This window comes from Geothrix rubra (genome assembly GCF_030268065.1).
In the GTDB taxonomy this organism is placed as follows: domain Bacteria; phylum Acidobacteriota; class Holophagae; order Holophagales; family Holophagaceae; genus Geothrix; species Geothrix rubra.
The window spans coordinates 273,980-297,171 of the sequence record NZ_BSDD01000005.1 but is presented as its reverse complement, the minus strand read 5'-3'; the positions used below and the strand labels follow the sequence as shown (position 1 = coordinate 297,171).

19 protein-coding genes are annotated in these 23,192 nt (G+C 71.1%); 7 read left to right on the top strand and 12 right to left on the bottom strand.

Annotated features, from left to right (window positions below; genetic code table 11):
* Positions 1-3: 3 nt before the first annotated feature.
* From QSJ33_RS13655 to QSJ33_RS13640, 4 genes are all read right to left on the bottom strand, one after another.
* Complete coding sequence (locus QSJ33_RS13655) at positions 4-3,267, bottom strand: efflux RND transporter permease subunit (RefSeq protein WP_285727108.1); 3,264 nt, start codon at positions 3,265-3,267, stop codon at positions 4-6.
* Positions 3,268-3,276: 9 nt separating this feature from the next.
* Positions 3,277-4,722, bottom strand: coding sequence for an efflux RND transporter periplasmic adaptor subunit (locus QSJ33_RS13650; protein WP_285727106.1), 1,446 nt, complete (start codon positions 4,720-4,722; stop codon positions 3,277-3,279).
* Between the two features lie 8 nt (positions 4,723-4,730).
* Positions 4,731-6,128 carry a TolC family protein gene (locus tag QSJ33_RS13645; RefSeq protein WP_285727105.1) on the bottom strand — a complete coding sequence of 466 codons (1,398 nt, stop codon included), beginning with the start codon at positions 6,126-6,128 and terminating at the stop codon, positions 4,731-4,733.
* A gap of 74 nt (positions 6,129-6,202) precedes the next feature.
* The gene (locus tag QSJ33_RS13640) at positions 6,203-6,604 is read right to left on the bottom strand and encodes a hypothetical protein (RefSeq protein ID WP_285727102.1); all 402 of its coding nucleotides are present in this window, start codon (positions 6,602-6,604) and stop codon (positions 6,203-6,205) included.
* A 128-nt stretch (positions 6,605-6,732) separates the two neighbouring features.
* Between QSJ33_RS13640 and QSJ33_RS13635 the strand changes: the two genes are divergently transcribed.
* The 6 genes from QSJ33_RS13635 to QSJ33_RS13610 all read left to right on the top strand — a co-directional run bounded on the left by QSJ33_RS13635 (position 6,733) and on the right by QSJ33_RS13610 (position 13,102).
* Positions 6,733-7,797 carry an NAD(P)/FAD-dependent oxidoreductase gene (locus QSJ33_RS13635; RefSeq protein WP_285727100.1) on the top strand — a complete coding sequence of 355 codons (1,065 nt, stop codon included), beginning with the start codon at positions 6,733-6,735 and terminating at the stop codon, positions 7,795-7,797.
* Positions 7,798-7,977: 180 nt separating this feature from the next.
* Positions 7,978-8,766: a carbon-nitrogen family hydrolase gene (locus QSJ33_RS13630; protein ID WP_285727098.1), complete on the top strand. Its 789-nt coding sequence runs from the start codon at positions 7,978-7,980 to the stop codon at positions 8,764-8,766.
* Positions 8,767-8,852: 86 nt separating this feature from the next.
* Entirely contained in the window at positions 8,853-10,016 is a 1,164-nt protein-coding gene (locus tag QSJ33_RS13625; protein ID WP_285727096.1) for an efflux RND transporter periplasmic adaptor subunit, read from the top strand.
* On the top strand, positions 10,013-10,690 hold the full coding sequence (locus QSJ33_RS13620) for an ABC transporter ATP-binding protein (protein WP_285727094.1): 678 nt from the start codon (positions 10,013-10,015) through the stop codon (positions 10,688-10,690). Before QSJ33_RS13625 ends, QSJ33_RS13620 begins: the two co-directional genes overlap by 4 nt.
* 1 nt (position 10,691) lies before the next feature.
* Positions 10,692-11,891: an ABC transporter permease gene (locus tag QSJ33_RS13615; protein ID WP_285727092.1), complete on the top strand. Its 1,200-nt coding sequence runs from the start codon at positions 10,692-10,694 to the stop codon at positions 11,889-11,891.
* A 2-nt stretch (positions 11,892-11,893) separates the two neighbouring features.
* The gene (locus QSJ33_RS13610) at positions 11,894-13,102 is read left to right on the top strand and encodes an ABC transporter permease (protein WP_285727089.1); all 1,209 of its coding nucleotides are present in this window, start codon (positions 11,894-11,896) and stop codon (positions 13,100-13,102) included.
* Between the two features lie 161 nt (positions 13,103-13,263).
* On the opposite strand, the gene QSJ33_RS13605 is transcribed toward QSJ33_RS13610, so the two are convergent.
* From QSJ33_RS13605 to QSJ33_RS13570, 8 genes are all read right to left on the bottom strand, one after another.
* Positions 13,264-14,121, bottom strand: a complete 858-nt coding sequence (locus tag QSJ33_RS13605) for a class I SAM-dependent methyltransferase (protein ID WP_285727087.1) — start codon at positions 14,119-14,121, stop codon at positions 13,264-13,266.
* Positions 14,122-14,271: 150 nt separating this feature from the next.
* On the bottom strand, positions 14,272-14,616 hold the full coding sequence (locus tag QSJ33_RS13600) for a DUF1398 domain-containing protein (RefSeq protein ID WP_285727085.1): 345 nt from the start codon (positions 14,614-14,616) through the stop codon (positions 14,272-14,274).
* Positions 14,617-14,761: 145 nt separating this feature from the next.
* On the bottom strand, positions 14,762-15,508 hold the full coding sequence (locus QSJ33_RS13595; protein ID WP_285727083.1) for an SAM-dependent methyltransferase: 747 nt from the start codon (positions 15,506-15,508) through the stop codon (positions 14,762-14,764).
* A gap of 195 nt (positions 15,509-15,703) precedes the next feature.
* Positions 15,704-16,558 (bottom strand): alpha/beta fold hydrolase, encoded by an 855-nt coding sequence (locus tag QSJ33_RS13590; RefSeq protein WP_285727081.1) that lies wholly within the window; start codon positions 16,556-16,558, stop codon positions 15,704-15,706.
* 215 nt (positions 16,559-16,773) lie between these two features.
* A complete protein-coding gene (locus tag QSJ33_RS13585) occupies positions 16,774-17,871 on the bottom strand; it encodes an aldo/keto reductase (RefSeq protein WP_285727079.1) in 1,098 nt (365 codons plus the stop codon).
* Between the two features lie 31 nt (positions 17,872-17,902).
* On the bottom strand, positions 17,903-18,319 hold the full coding sequence (locus tag QSJ33_RS13580) for a nucleoside 2-deoxyribosyltransferase (protein ID WP_285727077.1): 417 nt from the start codon (positions 18,317-18,319) through the stop codon (positions 17,903-17,905).
* 2 nt (positions 18,320-18,321) lie between these two features.
* The gene (locus QSJ33_RS13575; RefSeq protein ID WP_285727075.1) at positions 18,322-20,397 is read right to left on the bottom strand and encodes a S46 family peptidase; all 2,076 of its coding nucleotides are present in this window, start codon (positions 20,395-20,397) and stop codon (positions 18,322-18,324) included.
* Between the two features lie 126 nt (positions 20,398-20,523).
* A complete protein-coding gene (locus tag QSJ33_RS13570; RefSeq protein ID WP_285727072.1) occupies positions 20,524-22,611 on the bottom strand; it encodes a S46 family peptidase in 2,088 nt (695 codons plus the stop codon).
* A gap of 161 nt (positions 22,612-22,772) precedes the next feature.
* Between QSJ33_RS13570 and QSJ33_RS13565 the strand changes: the two genes are divergently transcribed.
* The gene (locus QSJ33_RS13565) at positions 22,773-23,132 is read left to right on the top strand and encodes a hypothetical protein (protein WP_285727069.1); all 360 of its coding nucleotides are present in this window, start codon (positions 22,773-22,775) and stop codon (positions 23,130-23,132) included.
* The last annotated feature ends 60 nt before the right edge of the window (positions 23,133-23,192 follow it).

The following is a 23,192-nucleotide window of genomic DNA, read 5'->3' as shown; positions in this document are numbered from 1 at the left end:
ATCTCAGGCTTCGACAGAAGCCTGGGCCGGAAGGGAACGCAGCTTCCAGAGGTAGTAGATGGCCGGGTAGACCAGCAGCTCCAGGAGGAAGCTGGTGGCCAGGCCGCCCACCATGGGGGCGGCGATGCGCTTCATGAGGTCGGCCCCGGTGCCGATGCTCCACATGATGGGCAGCAGGCCCATGAAGGCCGCGAAGACGGTCATGGCCTTGGGGCGGACGCGCTTCACGGCGCCGTGGATGATCGCCTCCACCAGGTCGGCCCGGGTGTTCAGGCGGCCGGCCTTCTGCGCCTCGTCATGGCTGAGGTCCAGGAAGAGCAGCATGAACACGCCCGTCTCCGCGTCCAGCCCCATGAGGGCGATGAGGCCCACCCACACGGCGATGCTCATGTTGTAGCCGAGGATCCACAGCAGCCAGAAGGCCCCGATGGCGCTGAAGGGCACCGCCAGCATCACGATGGAGGCCTTGAAGGCCGACTTCGTGTTGGCGTACAGCAGCCCGAAGATCAGCACCAGCGTGATGGGCAGCACGAGCTTCAGCCGCTCCTTCACGCGGATCATGTTCTCGAACTGGCCGCTCCAGGTCAGGCTGTAGCCCGGGGGCAGCTTCAGGTCCTTCCCGATGGCGGCCTTGGCGTGCTCGACGTAGGTGCCCACATCCACCTTCGAGGTGTCGAAGTCCACCAGCACGTAGCCGTTCATGAGGCCGTTCTCGTCGCGGATCATGCCCGGGCCCGTGGTCCACTTCAGGTCGGCCAGCTCCTCCATGGGCACGGTGCCGCCGCTGGGCAGGGGCACCAGCACCCGCCCCAGGGCGGACGGGGATTCCCGGAAGTCCCGCTGGTAGCGGACGTTGATGGAGTACCGGGCCCGGCCGTCGAAGACGGTGCTCTGGTTGTCCCCGCCGATGGCGGTCATCACCAGCATGTTGGCCTGCTCCACGCTGAGCCCGTAGCGAGCCAGGGCCTCGCGCTTTAGGTCGAAGTCCAGGAAGTAGCCCTGGTTCGTCCGCTCGGCGAAGGCGCTGCGGGTGTCCGGCACCTTGGCCAGGATGGCTTCGGCCTGGACGGCGATCTTCTCGATCTCCCCCAGGTCGGGCCCGTTGACCTTCAGGCCCACCGGCGTGCGGATGCCCGTGCTCAGCATGTCGAGCCGGGCCTTGATGGGCATGGTCCAGGCGTTGGGGATGGCCGGCAGGCGCACGGCCTGGTCCAGGTCGCGCACGATGTCCTCCTGGGTGATCCGGTCCCGCCAGAAGGGCCGCAGCAGCCCCTTGAGCCAATCCGGTGCCCAGCGGGAGTACCAGCGCGGCACCGCGCGCCACTGGTCCTCGGGCTTGAGCTGGATCACCGTCTCCATCATGGAGAAGGGTGCCGGGTCCGTGGCCGTGTCCGCCCGGCCCGCCTTGCCGTACACCCGCGCCACCTCCGGCACCGTCCGGATGAGGCGGTCCTGGATCTGGAGCAGGCGTTGGGCCTCGGTCTCGCTGAGGCCCGGCAGGGTGGAGGGCATGTAGAGGATCGTGCCTTCGTTGAGGGGCGGCATGAACTCGCTGCCGAGGTGCATGAACACGGGCACCGTGACCAGCACCAGCAGGGCCGCCCCGGCCACGGTGGCCTTGGCATGCTTCAGGACGAAGCGGCAGGGCGGCTCGTAGATTCGGTGCAGGAACACCGAGATGGGATGCTTCTCCTCGGGGTGGTAGGTGCCCACGAGGGCCTGGGTGGACAGCCAGGCCAGCCACTTCGGCTTGAAGGTGAAGGGGTCCATGCGGGCGAAGAGCATCCGCAGGGCCGGGTCCAGCGTGATGGCCAGCAGGGCCGCGATGGCCATGGCCAGGTTCTTGGAGTAGGCCAGGGGCTTGAAGAGGCGGCCCTCCTGGTCCACCAGGGTGAACACGGGCATGAAGGCCACCGCCACCACCAGCAGGCTGAAGAAGACCGAGGGGCCCACCTCCAGCAGGGCGTCCAGGCGCACCTTGTGGAAGTCGCCGGGCCTTCCGGAGCTGTTCCACTCCTCGAGCTTCTTGTAGGCGTTCTCTACCTCGACGATGGCCCCGTCCACCAGCACGCCGATGGAGATGGCCATGCCTGCGAGCGACATCAGGTTCGCGTTGAGGCCCAGGGCGTTCATGGGGATGAAGGCCAGGGCCACACTCACGGGGATGGTGATGATGGGCACCACGGCGCTGGGGATGTGCCACAGGAAGATGAGGATCACCAGGGAGACGATGATCATCTCCTCCACGAGCTTGGAGGTCACCGTGTGGATGGCCTTCTCGATCAGCTCAGAGCGGTCGTAGACCGGCACCACCTCGACGCCGGTCGGGAGGGAACCCTTCAGCTCGGCCAGCTTCGCCTTCACCCGCGAGATGACATCCAGCGCGTTCTCGCCCTGGCGCATCACCACGATGCCGCTCACGGCATCCCCCTGCCCGTCCAGGTCCCCGAGGCCGCGCCGCATCTCCGGACCCAGGGTGACCGTGGCCACGTCGCCCAGGCGCACGGGCGTGCCGTTGTCGGCCTTGAGGACCGCGTCCGCGAGGTCCTGCGTCGTCTTGACGTAGCCCCGGCCCCGCACCATGTACTCGCGCCCGGCCATCTCCACGAGCCGTCCCCCGGCCTCGTTGTTGGCGGCCTTCACGGCCGCGATGACGGCGTCGATGGGGATCCGGTAGGCGGCCAGGCGGTTGGGGTTCACCTGCACCTGGAACTGCCGTGCCTGCCCGCCCACGGTGGCCACCTCGGCCACGCCGGGCACGCTCTGGAGGGCGTAGCGCAGGAACCAGTCCTGGTACGACCGCAGCTCGTCGCTGCGGTGCTGCCCGCTGCGATCCACCAGCGCGTACTGGTAGACCCAGCCCACGGAGGTGGCGTCCGGTCCCAGCTCGGTCTTCACGCCCGCAGGGAGGCTGGCGGTGATCTTGCTGAGGTATTCCAGCACCCGGCTGCGGGCCCAGTAGATGTCCGTGCCGTCCTCGAAGATCACGTAGACGTAGGAGTAGCCGAAGTCCGAGAGGCCGCGCACGGCCTTCACCTTCGGCGCGCCCAGGAGCGCAGTGACGATGGGGTAGGTGACCTGGTCCTCCACCAGGTCGGGGCTGCGGTCCCACTTGGAGTAGACGATCACCTGGGTGTCGCTGAGGTCCGGCAGGGCGTCCAGGGGGATCTGGCGCATGGACCAGAAGGACAGGGCCAGCAGCACGAGGCTGGCCGCCAGCACCAGGAAGCGGTTCTCGGCGGAGAAGCGGATGATCTTCCGGATCATGGCCGCCCCCTACTGCTTCGGCCCGGACGCGGGGGCGTCCTTGCCGCTGCCCATCTGCGCCAGGGCGGAGCGCAGCCGGGACTCGGAATCCACCAGGAAGGCCGCGCCGCTCACCACCTCGTCGCCCTCCGACAGGCCGCTGCGGATCTCCACCCGGTCGCCCTCGGAGGCGCCGGTCTCCACCACCCGGGGCGCGAACTTCCCCTCGCCCAGGGCCAGGAACACCACCTTCCGGGTGCCGGAATCGAGCACGGCGTCCAGGGGCACGGTCAGCCCCCGGCGCGTGCCCGCGTGGACCACCGCGTCCCCGAACATGTCGGGTTTCAGGTCCGCCTTCGGGTTGGGCACCACGAGGCGCACCTTGGCCGTGCGGGTCTTCGGATCCAGCACGGGATCCACGAAGGCCACCCGGGCATGGAAGGTCCGGCCCGGGAAGGCCTGGAGCGTGAGGTCCGCGGCCTGGCCCACCTTCACCCTGGACAGCTCGGCCTCGTAGACGTCCGCCAGGGCCCAGAGGTGGCCCAGGTCCGTGATCTCCAGGGGCGTGTCCCCGGGGGCCAGCCGGGCGCCCTCCACCACCGTCTTGGCGGTGATGACGCCGGAGATGGGCGAGCGCAGGGTCACGTCCTTCTGCACCTCCCCGGTCTGCTCCAGGTGGGCCAGGGCCTGGGGCGGCATGTCCCAGAGCAGGAGGCGTCGCCTGGCGGCCTCCAGCAGCTCGCCTCCGCTCTGCTGGAGGGATCCGCCGGCCAGGGCCTTCTGGGTCTTCACGGCCAGCAGGTACTCCCGCTGGGCGCTCACGAAGTCCGGGCTGTAGAGGCTGAAGAGCGGCTGGCCCTTGGCCACGGGTTGGCCCACGAAGTCGGCGTAGAGATGCTCCACGAAGCCCTCCACCTTCACGTTCACCTTGCGGATGCGGGTCTCGTCCGGGGCCAGGCGCGCCAGGGTGCGGAGGTCCCCGCCCACCGGCCCCAGGACCGCCTTGGCCGTGCGCAGGCCGATGAGCTGCTGCCGGGCGGTGTCGATGGTGACCGGGGCCAGGCCCTTCACGTCCGATGCCCCACCCTGCAGGTCGCCCTCGTACACCGGCACGTAGTCCATGCCCATCTCGTCCTTGCGGGGCGTGGGCGAGGTCTGGCGGGGATCCATGGGCGAGCGGTAGAAGAGGATGCGGCCCTGGCCCGGCGCGGGGGCACCGGTCTCCTCGATGGGCACCAGCTCCATGCCGCAGATGGGGCAGCTCCCCGGATGGTCCTGGAGGATCTGCGGGTGCATGGGGCACTGGAACATCTGCTTCTTCGCGGCGGCCTGGGCCGCGGGCCCCTCGGCCGGCGGCGCGGCCCCGTGGCGATGCAGCACCAGCGCGGCGCCCCCGGCGCCGGCGGCGAGGCCCACCAGCACGAGGACGACCGAACGGAAGGGCGGGGTGGAACGGGTCGGAAGGTCGAGGCTCATGGGATCTCCTACATCCGGGACATGGGGGCGGGGCCGGCGTCCGCGGCCTTGGCGGAACCACCGGCGGAGGCGGAGGGACGGACGGACGGAGACGACCCGGCGGCGATGGAGGCGGCTCCCATGGATCCACCCGAGATCGGTGACGTGGGGGCGAGGCCGGCCTCGCGGAGGGCGATGCGCTGGGCCTGGAGCTGGGCCAGGGTCTGGAGGTAGCCGCCCCGGTCGCCCACCCAGCCGTTCAGGGCCTCGAGGGCGGCGAGGAAGCCGATGCGCCCCGCCTCGTACTGGGCCAGGGTCGCCCGGAAGCTGGCCTCGCTCTGCACCAGGAGGCCCTGCTCGTAGAGGGCCTTCGACTTCTCCAGCGACTCGATCTGGGCCATCCGTTCCTCGGTGCGCTGGCGCAGGAGGCTGCGAACGGCCACCAGATCGGCGTCCTGGGCGTGCAGGTGGTGCTCGTGCTCCGCCAGGGCCCGCTGCTGCTTGCTGCGGCCGTAGATGGGCAGGGAGAGGCTCAACCCCACCTGCCACATGGGATCGAAGCTGCCCCGGGGCATGATGCCGGCGGTGATGGCGAAGTCGGGCCGGCGATCCAGCTTGGCCAGATCCACCAGGCGTTGGGTCTGTTCCACGCCCAGGGCCGCCGCGGCCATCTCGGGGCTGCGGGCCTCCACCTGCGCCGGCGTGAGGAGGGCCGGCTCCGGCAGGTCCGCCAGGCCGATGGACGTGGGGATGGGATCCTCCGGATCGTGCAGCCGCAGGCGGTTCAGGGCCGCCAGGGCCGACCGTTCCTCGGCCTCCAGTCCGAACCGGGCCTGTTCCAGCCGGGTCTTCTCCAGCTGGGCCCGGAGGAGGTCCGCCTGGGAGCCCTGGCCCACCTCGTAGCGGGTGCGGGCCAGGCGTTCGGCCTGGTCGAGGAAGAGGGCCTGGTCCTTCAGCAGCGCCAGCTGGCCGCGGACCAGCAGGAGCGCGGCGTAGCCGCGGCGGACGTCCGCCTCGAGGCCCAGGCGGGCCCGGGTCTCGGCCGTCTCCGACACCTTCACGCCCAGGGCCGCCACGTCCTGGCGCAGCCCGCGCTTGCCGGGCCACGGGAAGGGCTGGGTGAAGGCCACGCTGTAGAAGCTGGTCTCCATGCGCCCCACCTGGATGCGGTTGAAGCCGTCGTTCTGCATGCCCAGGGAGAGGGTGGGATCGGGCAGGGCCTTGGCCTGGGGCACCTTCTCCCGGTCCATGCGGACCTGGGCGGCGGCCTTGTGGAGGGAGGGATCCCGGTCCAGGGCTTCCCGCAATAGGCTGGCCAGGACCGGATCCTCCGGGATGAGCGCGGGATCGGGATGGGAATCGGGGGCCTGCGCCGCGGCCGGTGCCAGGAGCACCAGGGCCGGGGCCAGGCGCAGCAGCGTGCGCATGGGGATCTCCGGAAGGAAGCTGGAGGCGGGGCCCGCCGGGCTTCCCGGCAGGCAGGGCTACGCCAGGGTCCGCCTCAGATCCGGAGGAGGTTCAACCGGGCGAGGTGGCGTCCCAGGTCCGGATCCCGACCCCGGGCCGGCAGGACGGGCTGGAGGTCCACGGGCCCGGCGACCTGGGCCACCTTCACCGTAGCCGGCTCGGGGCGGGGCTCGGAGCGGCGGGTTTCCCCCTGCTCGGCCCGCTGGAGCAGGGCCAGGGGCGTCGAGACCGGGGTCGTGCGGCCGCCGCAGCCATTCTGGGAGGGGCCCTGGGGGGTCTCCGGCTTCGGGCAGGGGCAGCTGTCGTGCGGCCCGGGCAGCATCCCGCAGCAGCAGGCCTCGTGCGATTCCGCCGCGCCGGTCGCCGGCGCCCAGTCCAGCCCCACGCCGCCGATGAGCAGCGCGCAGGCGAGCAAGGTGCGCAGAAGGGTCCGCAAGCGAGACTCCGTTGCCTCATCTTAGGCCCGTTCGCTGGGGCCACAACCGGAAGCGGACGGGCCTTGATGCGGGTCACAGGGACCGGGTCCAGACCCCGCCGCGCTAGGATGAAGGCAGAGAGGCTTCCTTGGGCGTTGACAGGGCAGAAGTTGCGATCATCGGCGGCGGCATTGCCGGCCTGTCCACCGCCTTCCACCTGGCCCGGTCCGGCCAGCGGGGAATCGTCCTCCTGGACCGCGAGGACCAGCCGGGCACCTACGCCAGCGGCCACAACGCCGCCATCGCCCGCGCCCTCACGGGCCGACTCGAGCATTCCGCCCTCACGGTCGAAGGCCGCCACCGCCTGGCCGAGGCGGGCCTCCTCGCCGCCGGCGGCGGGCTGCTGCTCTCCGTCGAGGCCGGCCCTCTCGAAACCCTGGAGGCCGAGGCCCGGGCCCTCGGCGTCGAGGCCCATCGCGGCGCCGGCTGCCCCCTGCCCGGTCTCCGGGCCGCCGAGCACCTGGCCCTCCCCGGCGACGGCACCATCGACACCGCGGGCCTGCTGCGCCACTGCGCCGAGGGCGCCCGGGCCGGGGGCGCGGACCTGCGCTTCGGCTGCGCCCTCCGGGGCCTCGAGCGCCTCCCCTCCGGCTTCCGCCTGGCGACCGACCGGGGCCCCCTGGAGGCGAAGGCCCTGGTCATCGCCGCCGGGGCCTGGGCCGGCGAGCTCGGCCGCTGGGCGGGCTCCGCCCTGTCGTTCACGCCCCTCCGCCGCTCGCTGGTGTGGAGTTCGGCCCCCCATCCCGCCGCGCAGCCCTGGGCCTGGTGGGTAGACCGGCCCTTCTACTTCCGCCCGGAGAGCGGCGGGCTCCTCCTGTGCCCCTGCGAGGAGGCCGCCGTGCCCCTGCCCGAGCGCGGGCGCCAGCCCGGCACGGACGCCGGCGTGCTCGAGGGCCTCTACGCCAGCCTGCGCGAGCTGGCGCCCGACCTGGCGGAGCGTCCCATCACCCGGTACTGGACCGGCCTCCGCACCTTCGCGCCCGACCGCCGCTTCGTCCTCGGCTGGGATCCCGGCGTGCCGGGCCTCTTCTGGGTGGCGGGCCTCGGCGGCCACGGCATGACCAGCGGCCTCGCCGTGGGCCAACTCGCCGCCGACAGCTTCCTGCGGAAGGCCACCGCAGGCCCGCTGGATCCTCGCAGGTTCATTGACTGAGGAAACCGCGAATGGCGCGAATGGAAAGGCGGGAAAGGATCACCGCCAAGACGCCAAGACGCGAAGCAAGACCAACGCCTTGTCCTGTGCTGTTCTTGGCGCCCTTGGCGCCTTGGCGGTGATCTGTCCTTTTTCGCGCCCATTCGCGCCATTCGCGGTCCCGCCATTTAAACTCAACCCATGACCTCCCTCCGCGTCGCCCTCGTCCAGCAGGCCACGGCCTGGGAGGATCCCGCCGCCAACCTCGCGCGGGCCCGGGACTTCGTGGCCGAGGCCGCGCGCGCCGGAGCACGGGTCGTGGTGTTCCCCGAACTGGCCACCACGGGCTTCACCATGGCGTCGGAGGGCTTCGCCGAGCCCCTGCCCGGGCCGACCAGCGAGGCCTTCGCCGTCCTCTCGCGCGAATTCGGCCTCTACCTGGTGGGCACCGCCGTGGAGGCCCACGCGCCCCACCCCCGCAACGCGGCCTTCGTCACGGCGCCGGACGGATCGTTGGTGGCCCTCTACCGCAAGCTCCACCCCTTCACCTACGGCGAGGAACACCGGCACTACGTGGGCGGGGACGACTGCCCGGTGTTCGAGGTGGACGGCATCCCCTGCGGCCTGCAGATCTGCTACGACCTGCGCTTCCCCGAGCCCTTCCGCGCCCTGGCCGCGAAGGGCGCCGAGGTGGTGTTCCTCCCCGCCAACTGGCCCATCCGCCGCATCGACGCCTGGTCCACCCTCCTGGCCGCCCGCGCCATCGAGAACCAGATGGCCGTCTGCGGCGTCAACCGCGTGGGCCGCGATCCCCTGGCCGAGTACCCCGGCCGCTCCGCGATCCTGGATCCTTTCGGCGCAGCGATCGCCACCGGCGGCTCGGAGGAGGGCCTCGTCATTGGCGAGATCGACCTGGCCAAGCTCCGTGCCTGGCGCACCCGCTTCCCCGCCCTGCAGGACCGGCGGCCGGAGCTCTACCCGAAGCTGTAGGCCCGGGCCAGGAACACGGACTCGGGATCCGCAGGGGGCGAAGTCCGCCCCTTCCTGTGCTTCCCGGGCGACCTAGATTGGTACCCATGCGAAAGGTGCCGCGCTGGGCCGTTCTCCTCCTCGCGGTGGGGATCGGGGCGGTGATCCTGAAGGTGGCGGTCTTCCGGGATGCGGGCCTGGAGGTGAAGGTCGCCCGGGCCGAGGTGGGGCCGGTGGAGGAGATCGTCACCAACACCCGGGCCGGGACGGTGAAGGCCCACCACCGGGCCAAGCTCTCGCCGCAGATGGGCGGCCTCGTGACGGCCCTGCCCCACCGGAAGGGCAGCCGGGTGGCCGCGGGGGACCTCCTCCTGCAGCTCGAGGACTCGGTCCAGCGGGCCCAGCTGAACCTCGCGGAGGAGCAGGTCCGGACCGCGGAGGCCCGGACCCGGGAGGCGTGCCTCGCGGCCGGCCTCGCCGAGAAGGAACTGGTCCGGGGCCAGGCCCTGGCCCGGGACGGCATCCTCAGCCCGCAGGCCCTGGACGCCCTCCAGAGCGCCCGGGACCGGGCCGCGGCCACCTGCCAGGCCCTGGGCGCCACCCTGGACGAGGCCCGGGCCCAGGTGAAGCTGGCCCGGGCCCAGCTCGCCCTCACCCAGATCCGGGCGCCCTTCGCCGGGATCGTGGCCGAGTGCTCCGGCGAGGTGGGCGAGTGGATCACGCCGTCGCCCCCCGGCATCCCCATCCCCGCCGTCCTCGACCTCCTGGATCCCGCCTCCCTCTACATCAGCGCGCCCATCGACGAGGTGGACTCCCGGCGGGTGAAGGTGGGCCAGCCCGTCCGCATCGCCATCGACTCCCGCCCCGGCGAGAAGCTGCCGGGCCGCCTCGACCGGGTGGCGCCTTACGTCCTGGACATCCAGGAGCAGAACCGCACCGTGGAGATCGAGGCCGTGCTGGCGGACCCGGCCTCGGCGCAGGACTTCCTGCCCGGGACCTCCAGCGATGTCGAGGTGATCCTGGCCCGGCGGGACGGGGTGCTCCGCGTGCCCACCGCCGCCATCGCCGAGGGCGGGCGGGTGCTCGTGCTGGCGGGGGGGCGTCTGGCGGAGCGGACGGTGCAGACCGGCCTCCGCAACTGGCAGTTCACGGAGATCCGCTCGGGCCTCGCGGCGGGGGAGCAGGTGGTCACGGCGCGGGAGTCCGCGGAGGTCCGCGCCGGGGCCCGGGCCCATGCCCAGGCCGAGGGTCGGGCCCGGGAGGGGCCATGATCCAGCTCGAGGGCGTGTGGCGCACCTACCCCATGGGGGAGGGCGTGGTCCATGCCCTGCGGGACATCAGCCTGGGCATCGCCCCGGGCGAGCACGTGGCCCTCATCGGCCCCTCGGGCTCCGGCAAGTCCACGCTGCTGCACATCCTCGGCTGCCTGGACCGCCCCACCCGCGGCCGCTACCGCTTCGAGGGCCGGGAGGTGGGCGCCCTGCCCGATGGCGAGCGGTCCCTGCTCCGGCGGAACCGGATCGGCTTCGTCTTCCAGTTCTTCCACCTGCTGCCCCGGCTCACCGCCCAGGGCAACGTGGAGCTGCCCATGCTGTTCGGCGGGGTCCCCCGGGAGGAGCGGAAGGCGCGGGCGGCGCGGGCCCTGGCGTCGGTGGGCCTCCTGGCCCGGGCGGGCCACCGGCCGGACCAGCTCTCGGGCGGGGAGCGGCAGCGCACGGCCATCGCCCGGGCCGTGGTCATGGACCCCGCCGTCCTGCTGGCGGACGAGCCCACCGGCAACCTGGACCGCGCCTCGGCCCAGGAGGTGATGGGCGTGCTGGAGGCCATGAACCGGCAGGGCCTGACGCTGGTGGTGGTCACGCACGATCCGGTGCTCGCGGGCCGCGCGAAGCGGGTGGTGCACCTCTCGGACGGGGCCCTGGCGGACCCGCCGGCGGAGGCCTAGCGTGGCCCCCCTGGACCTGCTCGGCTTCGCGGTGGGCGCCCTCCGGGGCCACCGGCTCCGCACCGCGCTCTCGGTGGCGGGCGTGGCCATCGGCATCGCCTCCGTCCTCGCCCTCACGGCCCTGGGGGAGGGCGCCCGGCGCTACATCGTGGACGAGTTCGCGTCGCTGGGCTCCAACCTCGTCATCATCCTGCCCGGCAAGGTGGAGACCACGGGCGGCATGCCCTTCGGCGGCGTCACCCACGACCTCACCCTGGAGGACCACGCGGCCCTGGCCCGCCTGGGCCGCCTGCGCCGCACGGTGCCCCTCGCGGTGGCCACCGAGACCCTGCGGTTCCAGGGCCTGGGCCGCTCCGTGCCGGTCCTCGGGACCACGGCCGAGTACCTCGAGGTCCGCCGCCTGCGCATGGCCGCCGGCAGCTTCCTGCCGCCCGGGGATCCCCACCGGGCGGGCACGGAGATCGTCCTGGGGATGAAGGCCGCCCGGGAGCTGTTCCGGGGGGAGAACCCCCTGGGCCAGGTGCTCCGGGTGGGTCCGGCCCGCTTCCATGTGGTGGGCGTCCTGGCGCCCCGCGGGCCCTCGATGCTCGGCGTGGACCTGGACGAGGCGGCCTTCGTCCCGGTGGGGACGGCCATGCGCCTGTTCAACCGCACCTCCCTCTTCCGCATCGTGGCCGAGGTGCGGATCTTCGCGGAGATGGACCTGGCCAAGGCGGAGGTCCTCGCCCTCCTGAGGGAGCGGCACCGGGCGGAGGACGTGACCGTCTTCACCCAGGACGCCATGGTGGCCTCCTTCTCCGCCATCCTCGGGGCTTTGACCCTGACGCTCGCGGGCATCGCCTCGGTCTCCCTGGTGGTGGCGGGGGTGGGGATCATGAACGTCATGCTGGTCTCCGTGACCGAGCGGCGCGCGGAGATCGGCCTGCTCAAGGCCCTGGGCGCGGCGGACCCGCAGATCCTCCTGGCCTTCCTCGCCGAGGCCACGATGCTGGCGGCCCTGGGCGGCTGCCTCGGGCTGGCGGCGGGGGCCGCGGGCGTGCGCCTCCTGGCGTGGGTCTATCCGGCGTTCCCGGCGGCGATCCCCCTCTGGGCGGTGGGCGCCGCCCTCACCCTCTCCTTCGCGGTGGGCCTGGGCTTCGGCGTGTGGCCGGCGCGGCGGGCCACGCGGCTCGACCCGGTCGCGGCCCTGGCGAGGCGGTGACCATGGCCGTGCCCGCCGCCGAGCTCTTCCGGTTCGTCCTCGGGTCCGTGGCCGGACACCGGCTCCGGTCCTCGCTCTCGGTGCTCGGCGTGGGCATCGGCGTAGCCGCGGTGGTGCTGCTCACGTCGCTCGGGGAGGGCACGCGGCGCTACATCGTGGGCCAGTTCAGCCAGTTCGGCACCAACCTGCTGGCGGTCAATCCCGGCAAGGTGAAGACCATGGGCCTCCCCGGCGTGTTCGGCGGCACCACCCACCCCCTCACGCCCGAGGACGCCGAGTCGCTGCGGCGCCTCCCCGGCGTCGAGGCCGTGATCCCGGTGGCCATGGGCCAGGGCCGGGTGGAGCACGGCGGCCGGGGCCGCAGCGTCTACCTCTACGGCGTGAACCACGAGCTGCCCAAGGCCTGGGGCGTGGGGACGGCCCAGGGCAGCTTCCTGCCGCCCATGGATCCGGGGCGGCGGGCCTCCCTCACCGTGCTGGGCCCCAAGCTCGCCCGCGAGCTCTTCGGGACGGCCTCGCCCCTGGGCCAGCGGGTCCGCGTGGGCTCCGAGAGCCTGGTCGTCATCGGGGTCATGGAACCCAAGGGCCAGCTCCTGGGCTTCGACCTGGACGACACGGCCTACCTCCCCGTGGGCACCGCCATGGGGCTGTTCAACCTGTCCGAGCTCCACGAGATCGACCTGCTCACCACCCGCAGCGAGGGCGTCCCCGCCGTGGTGGCGCAGGTGAAGGCGGCCCTCATGGCCCGGCACCGGGGCGAGGAGGACTTCACCCTCACCACCCAGACCGAGATGCTGGAGGTCTTCGGGCGCGTCATCGGCATCGTGACCCTGGCGGTCACCGCCATCGCCGGCATCTCGCTGGTGGTGGGGGCCATGGGCATCCTCACGGTGATGTGGATCTCCGTGAGCGAGCGCACGGCGGAGATCGGCCTCCTGCGGGCCCTCGGCGTGGAGGCCCCCACGGTGCAGGCCCTCTTCCTCCTGGAGGCGATCCTCCTGGCCCTGGGCGGCGGCCTGGGTGGCCTCGCCCTCGGGGCCCTGGTGCAGCTGGTCCTCCGCCTGGCCGTGCCCGGCCTGCCCCTGGCCACGCCCCCCGGCGCCGTGGTCGCCGCCCTCCTCATGACCCTGGGCGTGGGCGCCGCCGCGGGCGTGCTGCCGGCCCGACGGGCCGCATCCCTGGATCCCATCGAGGCCCTGCGGGCGGAGTAGCTCCGGATCGCGCACCGCCTCCAAGCGGAAGGCGGAAAGCAGACCGCGAATGACGCGAACCGCCCTTCGGGCCCACGAATGCCAGGCGACCCCATTCCACCGCGATTCGCGCCCCTTCGCGCCATTCGCGGTGGAGGGTTCTGGCCGAGTCAGGCCGATCCTCAGGTGCTCGCCACCAGCAGCTCCTCGGCGGGGTCGGGGGGGCGGAGGCCGTCGGGGCGGCCCGCGAAGTAGCGCCGGGCCAGGGCGCCGGAGGAGACATGCCGCGCCTCGCGGAAACCGGCGGCACGGGCGAGGGCCACCAGCTCCGGCGGCTCGAAGAAGCTGAGGAAGGGCGTGCCGCTGGCCCGAGCACCCTCCATGGCCCGCGCCATGCCGGGACGCACCTCGGGGTCGGTCCTCTCCACGGGCACCAGGAAGGACATCACCAGGGAAGAGCCCGGCGCCAGGGCCGCGGTCCGGCCCAGGGTGGCCGCGACGGCCTCCCGGGTGAGGTACATGCTCACGCCCGTGGAGGCCACCACCGCCGGCCGCGCGGCGTCGAACCCCGCCGCCGCCAGCCGATCCCACTCGCCGTCGCCAGCTTCGAAATCCACCGGCACCAGCCGCAGGCCGTCCGGGACGCCGTAGCCCAGCTCCAGCAGCCGCTGGCGCTTCCAGGCCTGGGGCCCCGGCCGGTCCACCTCGAAGACCGTCAGACGGCCAGCGAGGTCGGGCCGGCGCTGGGCGAAGGTGTCCAGCCCCGCCCCCAGGAGGACGACCTGGTCGACGCCCCGGCCCGCCTGGTCCTCGATCCAGTCCTCGATGAACCGCGCCCGGGCCACGATGGCCGCCCGGAAGGGCCGCGTGAACGGGCCCATGTCCGGCCGGTCCCGCCACCCGTCCTCCGGCGCCGCCAGCCTCAGCCCCACCTCGTCCCGGAACACCGGCGGCGGCGCGTCCACCTCCAGGTGCAGCGCCCGCCACAGGGCCACCCGCACCGCCGTGCTGTCGGGTACCGGTAGAGGTTCCTCAGACATCGTGCCTCCGGGAAAGCAGCCACCGGGGAAGTCTAGCGGGGGACGCCCAGGGAGCCGAGGGAGCGGGAGTTCGGGGTGGGCCAGGGGTCAGGCCTCGGGGGGCCTGGCGCCAGGGAACCATTCCGTGTGCTGGTCACCCTGGCGGCCGAATTAGGTCACCCGCTGGCCCCTGAGAAAGGCGACGTAGCCCTGGACTCCCGCCGCCATCGCGCGCTTGCTGAACGCCCGGAAGGTCTGGCCATGTTGCTGGCTGTCGAGGATGGCCGCCTGCAGGGCCGGACGGTCGAAGTCCCCGGCGATGGCAGGAAGATCCTCGAAGGCGAGCGGGGCGTGGGCGACGCCGCCCGTCGGGCTGTAGAAGGTGAAGGTCCGGGACGCGTAGTCCACGTGGTAGGTCTCGACGCCGTTGTCGAGGAGGCTGCTCACGATCTCGGGGAACGGCAGGGAGCCTGTGAGCGTGGCCGCAGCCGCCTTGAGAATCAGGTTGGCATCCATGGCCTTCTCCTCTGGTTGAGCGTGATGGGGTGCGCGGGGCCTGACGCAGAGGTTACCGGCCTGCGCGGCGTTTCGCTCGGGTCCGGTGGGACGCCTTGGTGGACCCGGGCGGACAGGCGGGGCCCCTGCCCTTCGTCCTGGCGTGTCACCGCGGCATCAGCGCGAACACACCCCAGCCCAGGTATTCCCGCGTGTATGTGGCGTAGCGCTCGGGTTCCAAGGTCAGCTTGGCGCGAACCTCTGTGGCCAGCACGTCGTCGGGATGGGCGTCCAGCCAGCGGCGCAGGGTGAGCCACTGGGCGGCCTCGTACCGGTCCCAGTCGTCCGGACCCGCCAGCACCATCTCGACGACGTCGCAGCCAAGCCGGCCGAAGGAGGCGAGCAGCTCGGGAAGCAGGAGGAAGTCGGCGATCGCGTGGACAAGACACCCCTTGGCCACCGCCTCCGTGGGGGGCACCTGCCGCCAGTAGGGCTCGCCGACGAGGAGGATCCCCCCGGCGCGCAGGCTCCGCGCCAGCAGCGCGATCGTGCCGGCCACGCCCCCGCCGATCCAGGTGGCCCCGACACAGGCGGCCACGTCGACCTTCTCCTCCGAGACATGGCCCGCCGCATCGCCATGGATGAACGTGACGCGATCGGCGACGCCGAGTTCCTCGGCCCGGCGGCTTGCCTGTTCGGTGAACAGCGGGCTCAGGTCGATGCCGGTGCCGAGGATGCCGTGATCGCGGGCCCAGGTGCACAGCAGCTCCCCCGACCCGCTGCCCAGGTCCAGCACCCGGGCCCCCGGTTCCAGACGCAGCGCCCTGCCCAGCGTGGCGAGCTTGTCCGGTGAGATCGGGTTATGGATGCGGTGAGCACTTTCAGCGAGGGTGAAGATCCGCGGGATGTCCATGGCGGGAAACTCCCTCAAGGGTGTGGATCCATTCGGTCAGGGCCTGACAAAGGAAGCTGAGCAATGCCTAGGAAGCGAGAAGAAGGAAGAGAGCGAAAGATAATGCAGGTGGGGTCCGCGTTGAGCGCAGGGCCAAGCTTCGAGATGGAATCCAGGTGAACAGTTGGGCTGAGTGTTTTTGGTACGGGACCTCCCTTATGGCTTTGGTTGCCTGGCATCGAGAAAGTCATTCACCATCGGGACGATGACGGACATGCGTTGCATCAGCGTCACGTGGGTCGTAGCGGGCAGGATGGCCAATCGCGAGGCGGGGAGCGGCTTGATATCGCCGTGGATGCCGCCGCCTTTCAGGCGAAACATCTCCGCGACGTGCTCGAGCCGTATACCATCCGAGTCGCCGTGGATGAAGAACATCGGCGCTGTGGTGGCCTTCAGTTGATCGTCGCTGATGTCGTGCCCTTTCGAATCCATGGCGAGGAGCCGCTTGACGAACTTCGGGAAGTCGCCTGGATTTGGGCTCAGCCTTTTGTACTCGGATTCAATGGGCGTGCCCTTGAAGGCATCCGCAGTAAGTGTCGCGAGCGCGTCCTGCCCTTCCTTGACCGCGCCATCCCGGCGGAGCATGGACGAAATGACCACCACCTTTCGCACTTTGTCTGGATGACGGATCGCACACTGCATGGCCACACCGCCGCCCATGCTGTACCCGAGGAGGTCCGCGCGTGGGATTTTCAGGTAATCGAGCAGCGCCGCCACATCGTCGGCGAGGTTCTCGTAGGTGATGTCGCGTGGGATGTCCGCCGTGCGCCCATGGCCCTGCATTTCAACAGCAATCACTTTCCGGGTTTTGGAGAGCTCATCGATCCACCCGGTCCAGTTATTGGTGATCGTCATGAACGCGCCGTGGAGCAGGACCACAGGATCGCCGCTCCCGTGGACCTCGTAGTACATCTTGAGTCCGTTCACCGGGGCGTAGCCCGTCGTGGGTTGAGGCTGCGCCACCAAGGCAGCTGGCAGAAGCATCGTCAGGAGAAAAGCCATCGTCTTCATGTTGGACCCTTTCGTTCGATGGGGTTGAACACGCCTCGCAGCCTAACTTCAAATGAGACGAACCACTGTGATGTGAAATCACCCATCGGCTCATCAAAGGTTGTCGGCAAGCATCTTCAACCCGACCCGCTAGCCTGTCCACCGATTCGCCTTAATCGGTGTTCATCAGCCTTTATCGGTGTTCCTCGGTGTTCCGATTTTTGGCGTTGGCCCCCTCAGGCCCTGGGATTCGCCGGGGCATCCCGCTTGAACCACGAGGCCTGGCCGTACACGGGCTTTGCCTTCTGTTCCAGCGCTTCGAGCTGTGAAGCGTTCAGCGGCAAAAACGCCTTCGCGATGCGGACGTTCTCTTCGAGCTGGGCGATGTTGTCCACGCCGAGGATGACGGTGCTCACGGGGTGGGACAGGGTGTAGGCCAGGGCTTCCTGGATGGTGAGGGTGCCGGGGCGGGTGTAGGTGGCGCTGCGCGGGCCGGGGGGCGGGGGCTGGACGCCGGCGAGGAGGCGGCCCCGGGCGGGGATCTTCATGCCGATGATGCCCATCCCCTTCTCCACGGCCAGGGGCAGCAGCGTCTTCTGGAAGGGCAGGTGCCAGGGGTCCGCGGCGTTGAAGGCCATGAGCACCGTGTCGAAGGGGAAGCGGCGGATGGCCTCGGCCAGGACGTCGGGATCCGTGTGGCCGCTGAGGCCCAGGAAGCGCACCAGCTTCTGGTCCCGGGCCTTCTGGAAGGCCTCCAGGGCGCCGCCCTTGGCGAACACCCGATGGACGTCGTCCATGGTGCTCATGGCGTGGAGCTGCCAGAGGTCCACGTGGTCGGTCCTCAGCAGCGCCAGGGAGCGGTCCAGCAGGCGCAGGGAGCCGTCCGCCGTGCGGTCGTGGGTCTTGGTGGCGAGGAAGGCCTCCTGGCGACGGCGCTGCATCACCGCCCCGAAGTACTGCTCGCTCCAGCGGGCCTCGCCGCCGTAGCGGGCGGAGGTGTCGCAGTAGTTCACGCCGAGGTCGAGGCCCCGCTCGATGATCGGGATGGCCACCTTCTCGTTGTGCGGCTGCTCGAGGGCCGCCTGCCCGCCCAGGCTGAAGAGCCCCACGCGGTGGCCCGTGCGGCCCAGGTTGCGCGTGGGCATGGCGCCGGCCGTGGCGGGGTTCCAGGGGGCGACCGGGGGCGGCGCGGGCAGCGCCCCGGGGTCGGCCTCCGCGGCGCCGAGGCGCTGGGCCACGAGGCCCGCCGCGGCGGCGGCGCCGAGCTTCAGGAGGTGGCGGCGGTCCAGGGTTCCCCCCTGGGCCTCGAGCGGGTTGGGGTCCTGCGGGGCCATGGCAGCCTCCCGATGAGGATGGATCGATCCATTATCGCGCCGACAGGAAGGCGTCCACCTGGGGCAGGAGGTCGGCCGCGTCCCGGTAGGCGGCGAGGGTGGCCAGGGGCGAGGGATTGCCCGTGAGCATCCGGCTGACGCGGACCTCCGCCTGGTGGCAGCAGAGCACGGGCTTGCCCCGCTCCAGGGCGTAGGCGACCTCGAAGCCCACGCCGTGGGAGGGGGTGCTGACCTCGGCCACCACGGCCTCGCAGGCCCGGAGCCACTCGGTGTCCCGTTCGAACACCGCCACCGGGCTGAGTCCGGCGTCCTGGGCCATGGCCTCGGGGTGGGCGAGGTGGGCCGTGAGGACGCGGTGGCCCCGGGCCTCCAGGTGCGCCACCAGGGCCGCCACGAGGGGCTGGTCCTGGCGGCCGCCGGTGAGGGAGCAGGAGACGTAGACCTCCATCGCTACTTCCCGGTGAGCTCGTCCGCCAGGCGGCCGGCGTCCATGACCTTCCGCAGGGCCTCCAGGATGGCCCGGGCATCGGTGGCCACGGCGCGCTTGGTGTCGGCGTCGTAGACGTAGTAGCCGCCCTGGCCCTCGTACACGCTGTCGAAGTTGATGCCCACGAACTCGCCCTTCACGTTCACCACGGGGCTGCCGCTGTTGCCGCCCACGGTGTCGCAGGCGTAGATGAAGTTGAAGGGGGTGGCCAGGTCCAGCTTCGCCTCCCGGTCCAGCCAGCGCTGGGGCAGCGTCCAGGCGCCGCCCTCGGCCGCCAGGGCGTTGCCGCCCCAACCCAGGTACCGGTCGAACATTCCCATGAAGGTGGTGAAGGGCTGGGCCAGGGTGCCGCTGCCGTTGGCGTAGGTGGCCACGGGACCGTAGCCCAGGCGCAGGGTGAAGGTGGCGTCGGGGTAGAGGCTCTTGCCGAAGACCTTGAACCGGGCCTCCGCAATGCGCCCGCCCTGCTCGTTGAACACGCCGGTGACCTCGTCCTCCATGCGCTTCCGGATCGCGCGGTTGAAGGGATCGAGGGCCTTTGCCAGCCGGAGCATGGGATCGGCGCTGCCTTCGATAGCCGCCTTGCCGCCCTCGGCCAGCTGCTTCCGGACGGCGGGATCGTCCAACGTGGTGCCCGCCACCGCGGCCTTCGCCACGGCCTCGGGCGACTGGCCGCCCAGCATGGCCTTCACGAAGGGGTGGTCGGCGCCCAGCTCGTCCTGCGCGGCCTGCAGGTCAGCGGCCAGGAGGACGGCGTCGACGGGCTTCTCCACGGGGCGGGGCGACAGCAACCGCGCCTGGGTGGCCTTGAGGTTGCCGTCGCTGAACTCGCTGAGCCGCAGGGCCGAGGGCTTCGCGGACTCGTCGGCCAGGCGCACGAGGGTGAGGGCGTGGTTCAGGAGGGCCACCCGGCCGGGCGTGACGAGGGAGGCCTCCTTCAGCAGGGCCTGCTGCCGGTCCACGGCCCGGGCGATGCGGTCCCAGCTCTCCCCCGCCCGGGCGCGCAGGGCCGGATCCTTCGCCACGGCAGCCTTCAGCGCCGCCTCGGCGGCCGCCTGCTTTTCGAGGTTGGCGGGCTTGGCGAGGCCCAGGAGCTGCCCCGTGAGCCGCTTGGTGCCGTTCCCGATGCCGTAGATGGGTCCGGCGGCCAGCCGGGCGGCCTCCGGCGAGGTGGCGGCGTAGGCCTCCAGGGCCGCCCGCTGCCGCGCCAGCAGGTGCAGCTGGAAGGGGATGCCGGTGTCCCGGGCGAACACCATCTGGGCGTGGGTGAGCTGGCGGTAGGTGATGCCCGGATGGCCGGAGATGAAGGTCAGGTCCCCGATGGCCACGCCCTTGGGGCTGAAGGGCAGGAAGGCCTCGGGGTGGTAGGGCTTGCCGTCCACGTAGACGCGGAAGAGGGAGAAGTCCAGGTTGTGGCGGGGCCAGGTGTAGTTGTCCGGGTCACCGCCGAAGGCCGCCACCTGCAGCTCCGGCGCGGCCACGAGGCGCACGTCGTCGAACTTCCGGTAGCGGTAGAGCCAGTACTCGCCGCCCTGGTAGAGGGTCACGGGCTCGCACACGAGGCCGGTGCGGGCCTCCTCGGCCTTGCGGAGCTCGCCGAGGGCGTTGCGTCGGGCCACCAGCGCCTGCGCGTCCGTCATGCCCGCCTTTACCGCCGCCTCCACCCGGGCCGTCACGTCCTCGCTGGACACCAGTTCCATGAGCTCCAGCCCGGGGGCCTTCAGCTCGTGGTCCCGGTCCGCGGCGGCGAAGCCGTCCTTCACGTAGTCGGCCTTGGCGCTGGAGAGCTGGGCGATGACCCCCCGGCCCACGTGGTGGTTGGTGATGACGAGGCCGTCGGCGCTCACGAAGGCGCCAGTCCCGCCCGGGAAGCGCACCGTGGCCAGCTGCAGCCGGTGGAGCCAGGCCGCGTCCGGCGCGAAGCCGTACTTGGCCTGGATCTGCTTCACGGGGACGTTGTCGAAGGTCCACATGCCCTCGTCGGCGCGGAGGGCCGGCAGGGCGGACACGAGCAGGAGGGCGAGGGCGGAGAGGCGCATGGGGACTCCGGGGCGGATGTCAGCGATCGTCGTATGCCAAGGAAATAAAGAACCACCACGAAGACGGGAACACCACGAAGGGGCGATGGCTTCTTCGTGGTCTTCGCGTCTTCGTGGTGGAGGTTCCTACTTGCCGGTCAGCTCGTCGGCGAGGACGCCGGCGCCGTAGACCTTGCGCAGGGCCTCGGTGATGGCCAGGGCGTCCACGGAGACGCCGCGGTTCACCTTCTCGTCGTAGAAGTAGTTGCCGGGCAGGCTCTCGATGTTGCCGTCGAAGATGAGGCCCACCAGGTCGCCCGTCTTGTCCACCACCGGCGAGCCGGAGTTGCCGCCGATGATGTCCACGGCATGGACGAAGTCGAAGGGCGTGGAGAGGTCCAGGTCCTTGCGGTGGTCGATCCAGCGCTGGGGCAGTTCCCAGGCGCCGCCGTGGGCCTTCGCGGCGTTGCCTCCCCAGCCGTCGTAGCGGTCGAAGAGCCCGCCGAAGGTGGTGAAGGGCTGGATCATCGTGCCGTTGCCGGGGTAGCCCTCCACAGGCCCGTAGGTGAGGCGCAGGGTGAAGGTGGCGTCGGGGTAGGCGGAGGTTCCGTAGACGGCGAAGCGGGCCTTGGCGATGCGGGAGGCCTGCTCGGTGATCACGGAGGTCACCTGGTCGTCCATCTGCTTGCGGAGCTTCCGGGCGAGGGGGTCCAGCTTCTTCGCCAGGAGGATCATCGGATCCGTGCTGGCGTCCACGGCCTTCTTCCCGCCCTCGATCAGGGCCTTCCGCGCGGCGGGATCGCCCAGCTTCGAGCCCTCGACGGCGGTCTTGGCCACGGCCTCGGGGGACTGGCCGCCCAGCATGGCCTTCACGTAGGGATGCTGGGGGCCCAGGGCCTTCTGGGCCTCGGCGAGGCCCCGGGCGAACATGAATGCCTCCTGCTCGGGGTAGTAGGGCGCCGGGACCGCCAGGCGCATCTTCGTGACCTTCAGGTTCGCGTCGCTGAACTCGGGCAGCCGCTTCTCGCTGGGCTTGCCCTCCTCCTCCGTCAGCCGCACCAGGGTGAGGGCGAAGCCGAGCAGGGTGGAGTGGGCGGTGCTCACGTACATCGCCTCCTTGACCAGGGGCTTCTCGACGGCCAGGACCTTCTCGATGCGGCCCCAGCTCGGCCCGGCCTCGGCGGCCAGCTTGGGATCCTTCGCCACCTTCCCGCGGAACTCCTTCTCGGCCGCGGCGATGCGGGCCATGGCGGCCTTGTCCTCCAGGCCGGACTTGTAGCCGCGGATGGCCTTGAGGCTGTTCTCGATGCCGAAGATCTGGGTGTTCACCTGGCGGGCGGCCTCGGGGGAACGGCCGGCGTAGGCCATCAGCTCGGTGCGGTAGTCCTCCAGGAACTTCAGGCGGAGGGGGATGGCGACCTCGCCGGCGAACTTCATCTGGGCCAGGGTGTCCTGGCGGCTGGTGCGGCCCGGGTGGCCGGTGACGAAGGTGAGGTCGCCGGCCTTCACGCCGGTCTTCGTCCAGTGGAGGAAGTCCTTCGGCTGGTAGGGCTTGCCGTCCTCGTAGACGCGGAAGATGGAGAAGTCCAGGTTGTGGCGGGGGTAGGTGAAGTTGTCGTAGTCGCCGCCGAAGAACGCGATCTGCTGCTCGGGGGCGAACACCAGGCGCACGTCCGTGTGCTTCTTGTAGCTGTAGATCCAGTGCTGGCCGCCCTGGTAGAGGCTCACGTGCTCGCAGGTGAGGCCCGACTTCTTCTGCATCTCGTCCCTGATCTTCTCGATCTCCGTCTCGCGGAGCTTCAGGGCCTCCTTCTCGGAGGTGCCGGGCTTGACGGCCTTGTTCACCCGGTCCGTCACGTTGTCCATGGCCATGAGGGTGAGCACCTCCAGGCCGGGCACCTTGATCTCCTGGGCCTGGGTGGGGGCGTAGAACCCGTTCTTCACGTAGTCGTGGTCCTTGTCGCTCACGCGCTGGATCCAGCCGCGGCCCACATGGTGGTTAGTGAGCACCAGGCCGTCGGCGCTCACGAAGGAGCCGGAGCCGCCGGGGAAGCGCAGGGCCGACAGGCGGACGTGGTCCAGCCAGGCCTGGTCGGGGGCCCAGCCGTACTTGGCCTTGATCTGCTTCGTGGGCAGGTTGTCGAAGGTCCACATGCCCTCCTCGGCGCGGAGGGAGGCACCGGCCAGGGCGAGGGCCAGGGCGGGGAGGACGAGGGTTCGGAAGGGGGATCGCATGGCGGCTCCGGGTTGGGATGGAAGCAACCATCGTATCACTACGTATTACGGATTCAGATGACCTTCTGGGCAGGTTTGATTTAATGTAAACCTTCCGTAAACCAGATGGATCCATTGTCCGGCTAGCCTTTTTCCGACTATCCTGGACATCGATCGAGGCCATGACGACCCCCTTCCGAAGGTTCCTGAAGCGCACCGCCGCCGGCCTGATGCTGGGGCTGGCGCTCGTGTACCTCCTGCACTCGGCCTCCCATGCCGGGATCGGGGAGATCGCCCCGCCCCCCGCCGGGCAGGCCGTGGCTGTGACCTTCGACCCCTTCGTCTTCGCCGAATCCCAGACCGGGGATGGCGTCGCCGGCTGCCACTTCTTCTGCAACCACGGCTGCCCCGTCCCGCCCCTTCCGGAGGCCCCGGACCTTCCCGCCGCCCTTCCCGGCCGGGCCTTCCTGCCGCGCCTGCAGGCCTTCCCGCGCGGCCGCACCGCCCGTCCGGAAACCGCCCCGCCCCGGGCCCTCGCCTGATCGAGTCGACGCTTCGCCTGCCCTGGTGATCCCGGGGAGGTTCCGAATGTCCCTTTCACG

Bases quoted from the DNA above. Each gene is read 5' to 3' on its own strand.
- QSJ33_RS13655 (WP_285727108.1), bottom strand. From the start codon at position 3,267: ATGATCCGGAAGATCATCCGCTTCTCCGCCGAGAACCGCTTCCTGGTG.
- QSJ33_RS13650 (WP_285727106.1), bottom strand. From the start codon at position 4,722: ATGAGCCTCGACCTTCCGACCCGTTCCACCCCGCCCTTCCGTTCGGTC.
- QSJ33_RS13645 (WP_285727105.1), bottom strand. From the start codon at position 6,128: ATGCGCACGCTGCTGCGCCTGGCCCCGGCCCTGGTGCTCCTGGCACCG.
- QSJ33_RS13630 (WP_285727098.1), top strand. From the start codon at position 7,978: ATGACCTCCCTCCGCGTCGCCCTCGTCCAGCAGGCCACGGCCTGGGAG.
- QSJ33_RS13625 (WP_285727096.1), top strand. From the start codon at position 8,853: ATGCGAAAGGTGCCGCGCTGGGCCGTTCTCCTCCTCGCGGTGGGGATC.
- QSJ33_RS13620 (WP_285727094.1), top strand. From the start codon at position 10,013: ATGATCCAGCTCGAGGGCGTGTGGCGCACCTACCCCATGGGGGAGGGC.
- QSJ33_RS13610 (WP_285727089.1), top strand. From the start codon at position 11,894: ATGGCCGTGCCCGCCGCCGAGCTCTTCCGGTTCGTCCTCGGGTCCGTG.
- QSJ33_RS13605 (WP_285727087.1), bottom strand. From the start codon at position 14,121: ATGTCTGAGGAACCTCTACCGGTACCCGACAGCACGGCGGTGCGGGTG.
- QSJ33_RS13600 (WP_285727085.1), bottom strand. From the start codon at position 14,616: ATGGATGCCAACCTGATTCTCAAGGCGGCTGCGGCCACGCTCACAGGC.
- QSJ33_RS13595 (WP_285727083.1), bottom strand. From the start codon at position 15,508: ATGGACATCCCGCGGATCTTCACCCTCGCTGAAAGTGCTCACCGCATC.
- QSJ33_RS13590 (WP_285727081.1), bottom strand. From the start codon at position 16,558: ATGAAGACGATGGCTTTTCTCCTGACGATGCTTCTGCCAGCTGCCTTG.
- QSJ33_RS13585 (WP_285727079.1), bottom strand. From the start codon at position 17,871: ATGGCCCCGCAGGACCCCAACCCGCTCGAGGCCCAGGGGGGAACCCTG.
- QSJ33_RS13580 (WP_285727077.1), bottom strand. From the start codon at position 18,319: ATGGAGGTCTACGTCTCCTGCTCCCTCACCGGCGGCCGCCAGGACCAG.
- QSJ33_RS13575 (WP_285727075.1), bottom strand. From the start codon at position 20,397: ATGCGCCTCTCCGCCCTCGCCCTCCTGCTCGTGTCCGCCCTGCCGGCC.
- QSJ33_RS13570 (WP_285727072.1), bottom strand. From the start codon at position 22,611: ATGCGATCCCCCTTCCGAACCCTCGTCCTCCCCGCCCTGGCCCTCGCC.
- QSJ33_RS13565 (WP_285727069.1), top strand. From the start codon at position 22,773: ATGACGACCCCCTTCCGAAGGTTCCTGAAGCGCACCGCCGCCGGCCTG.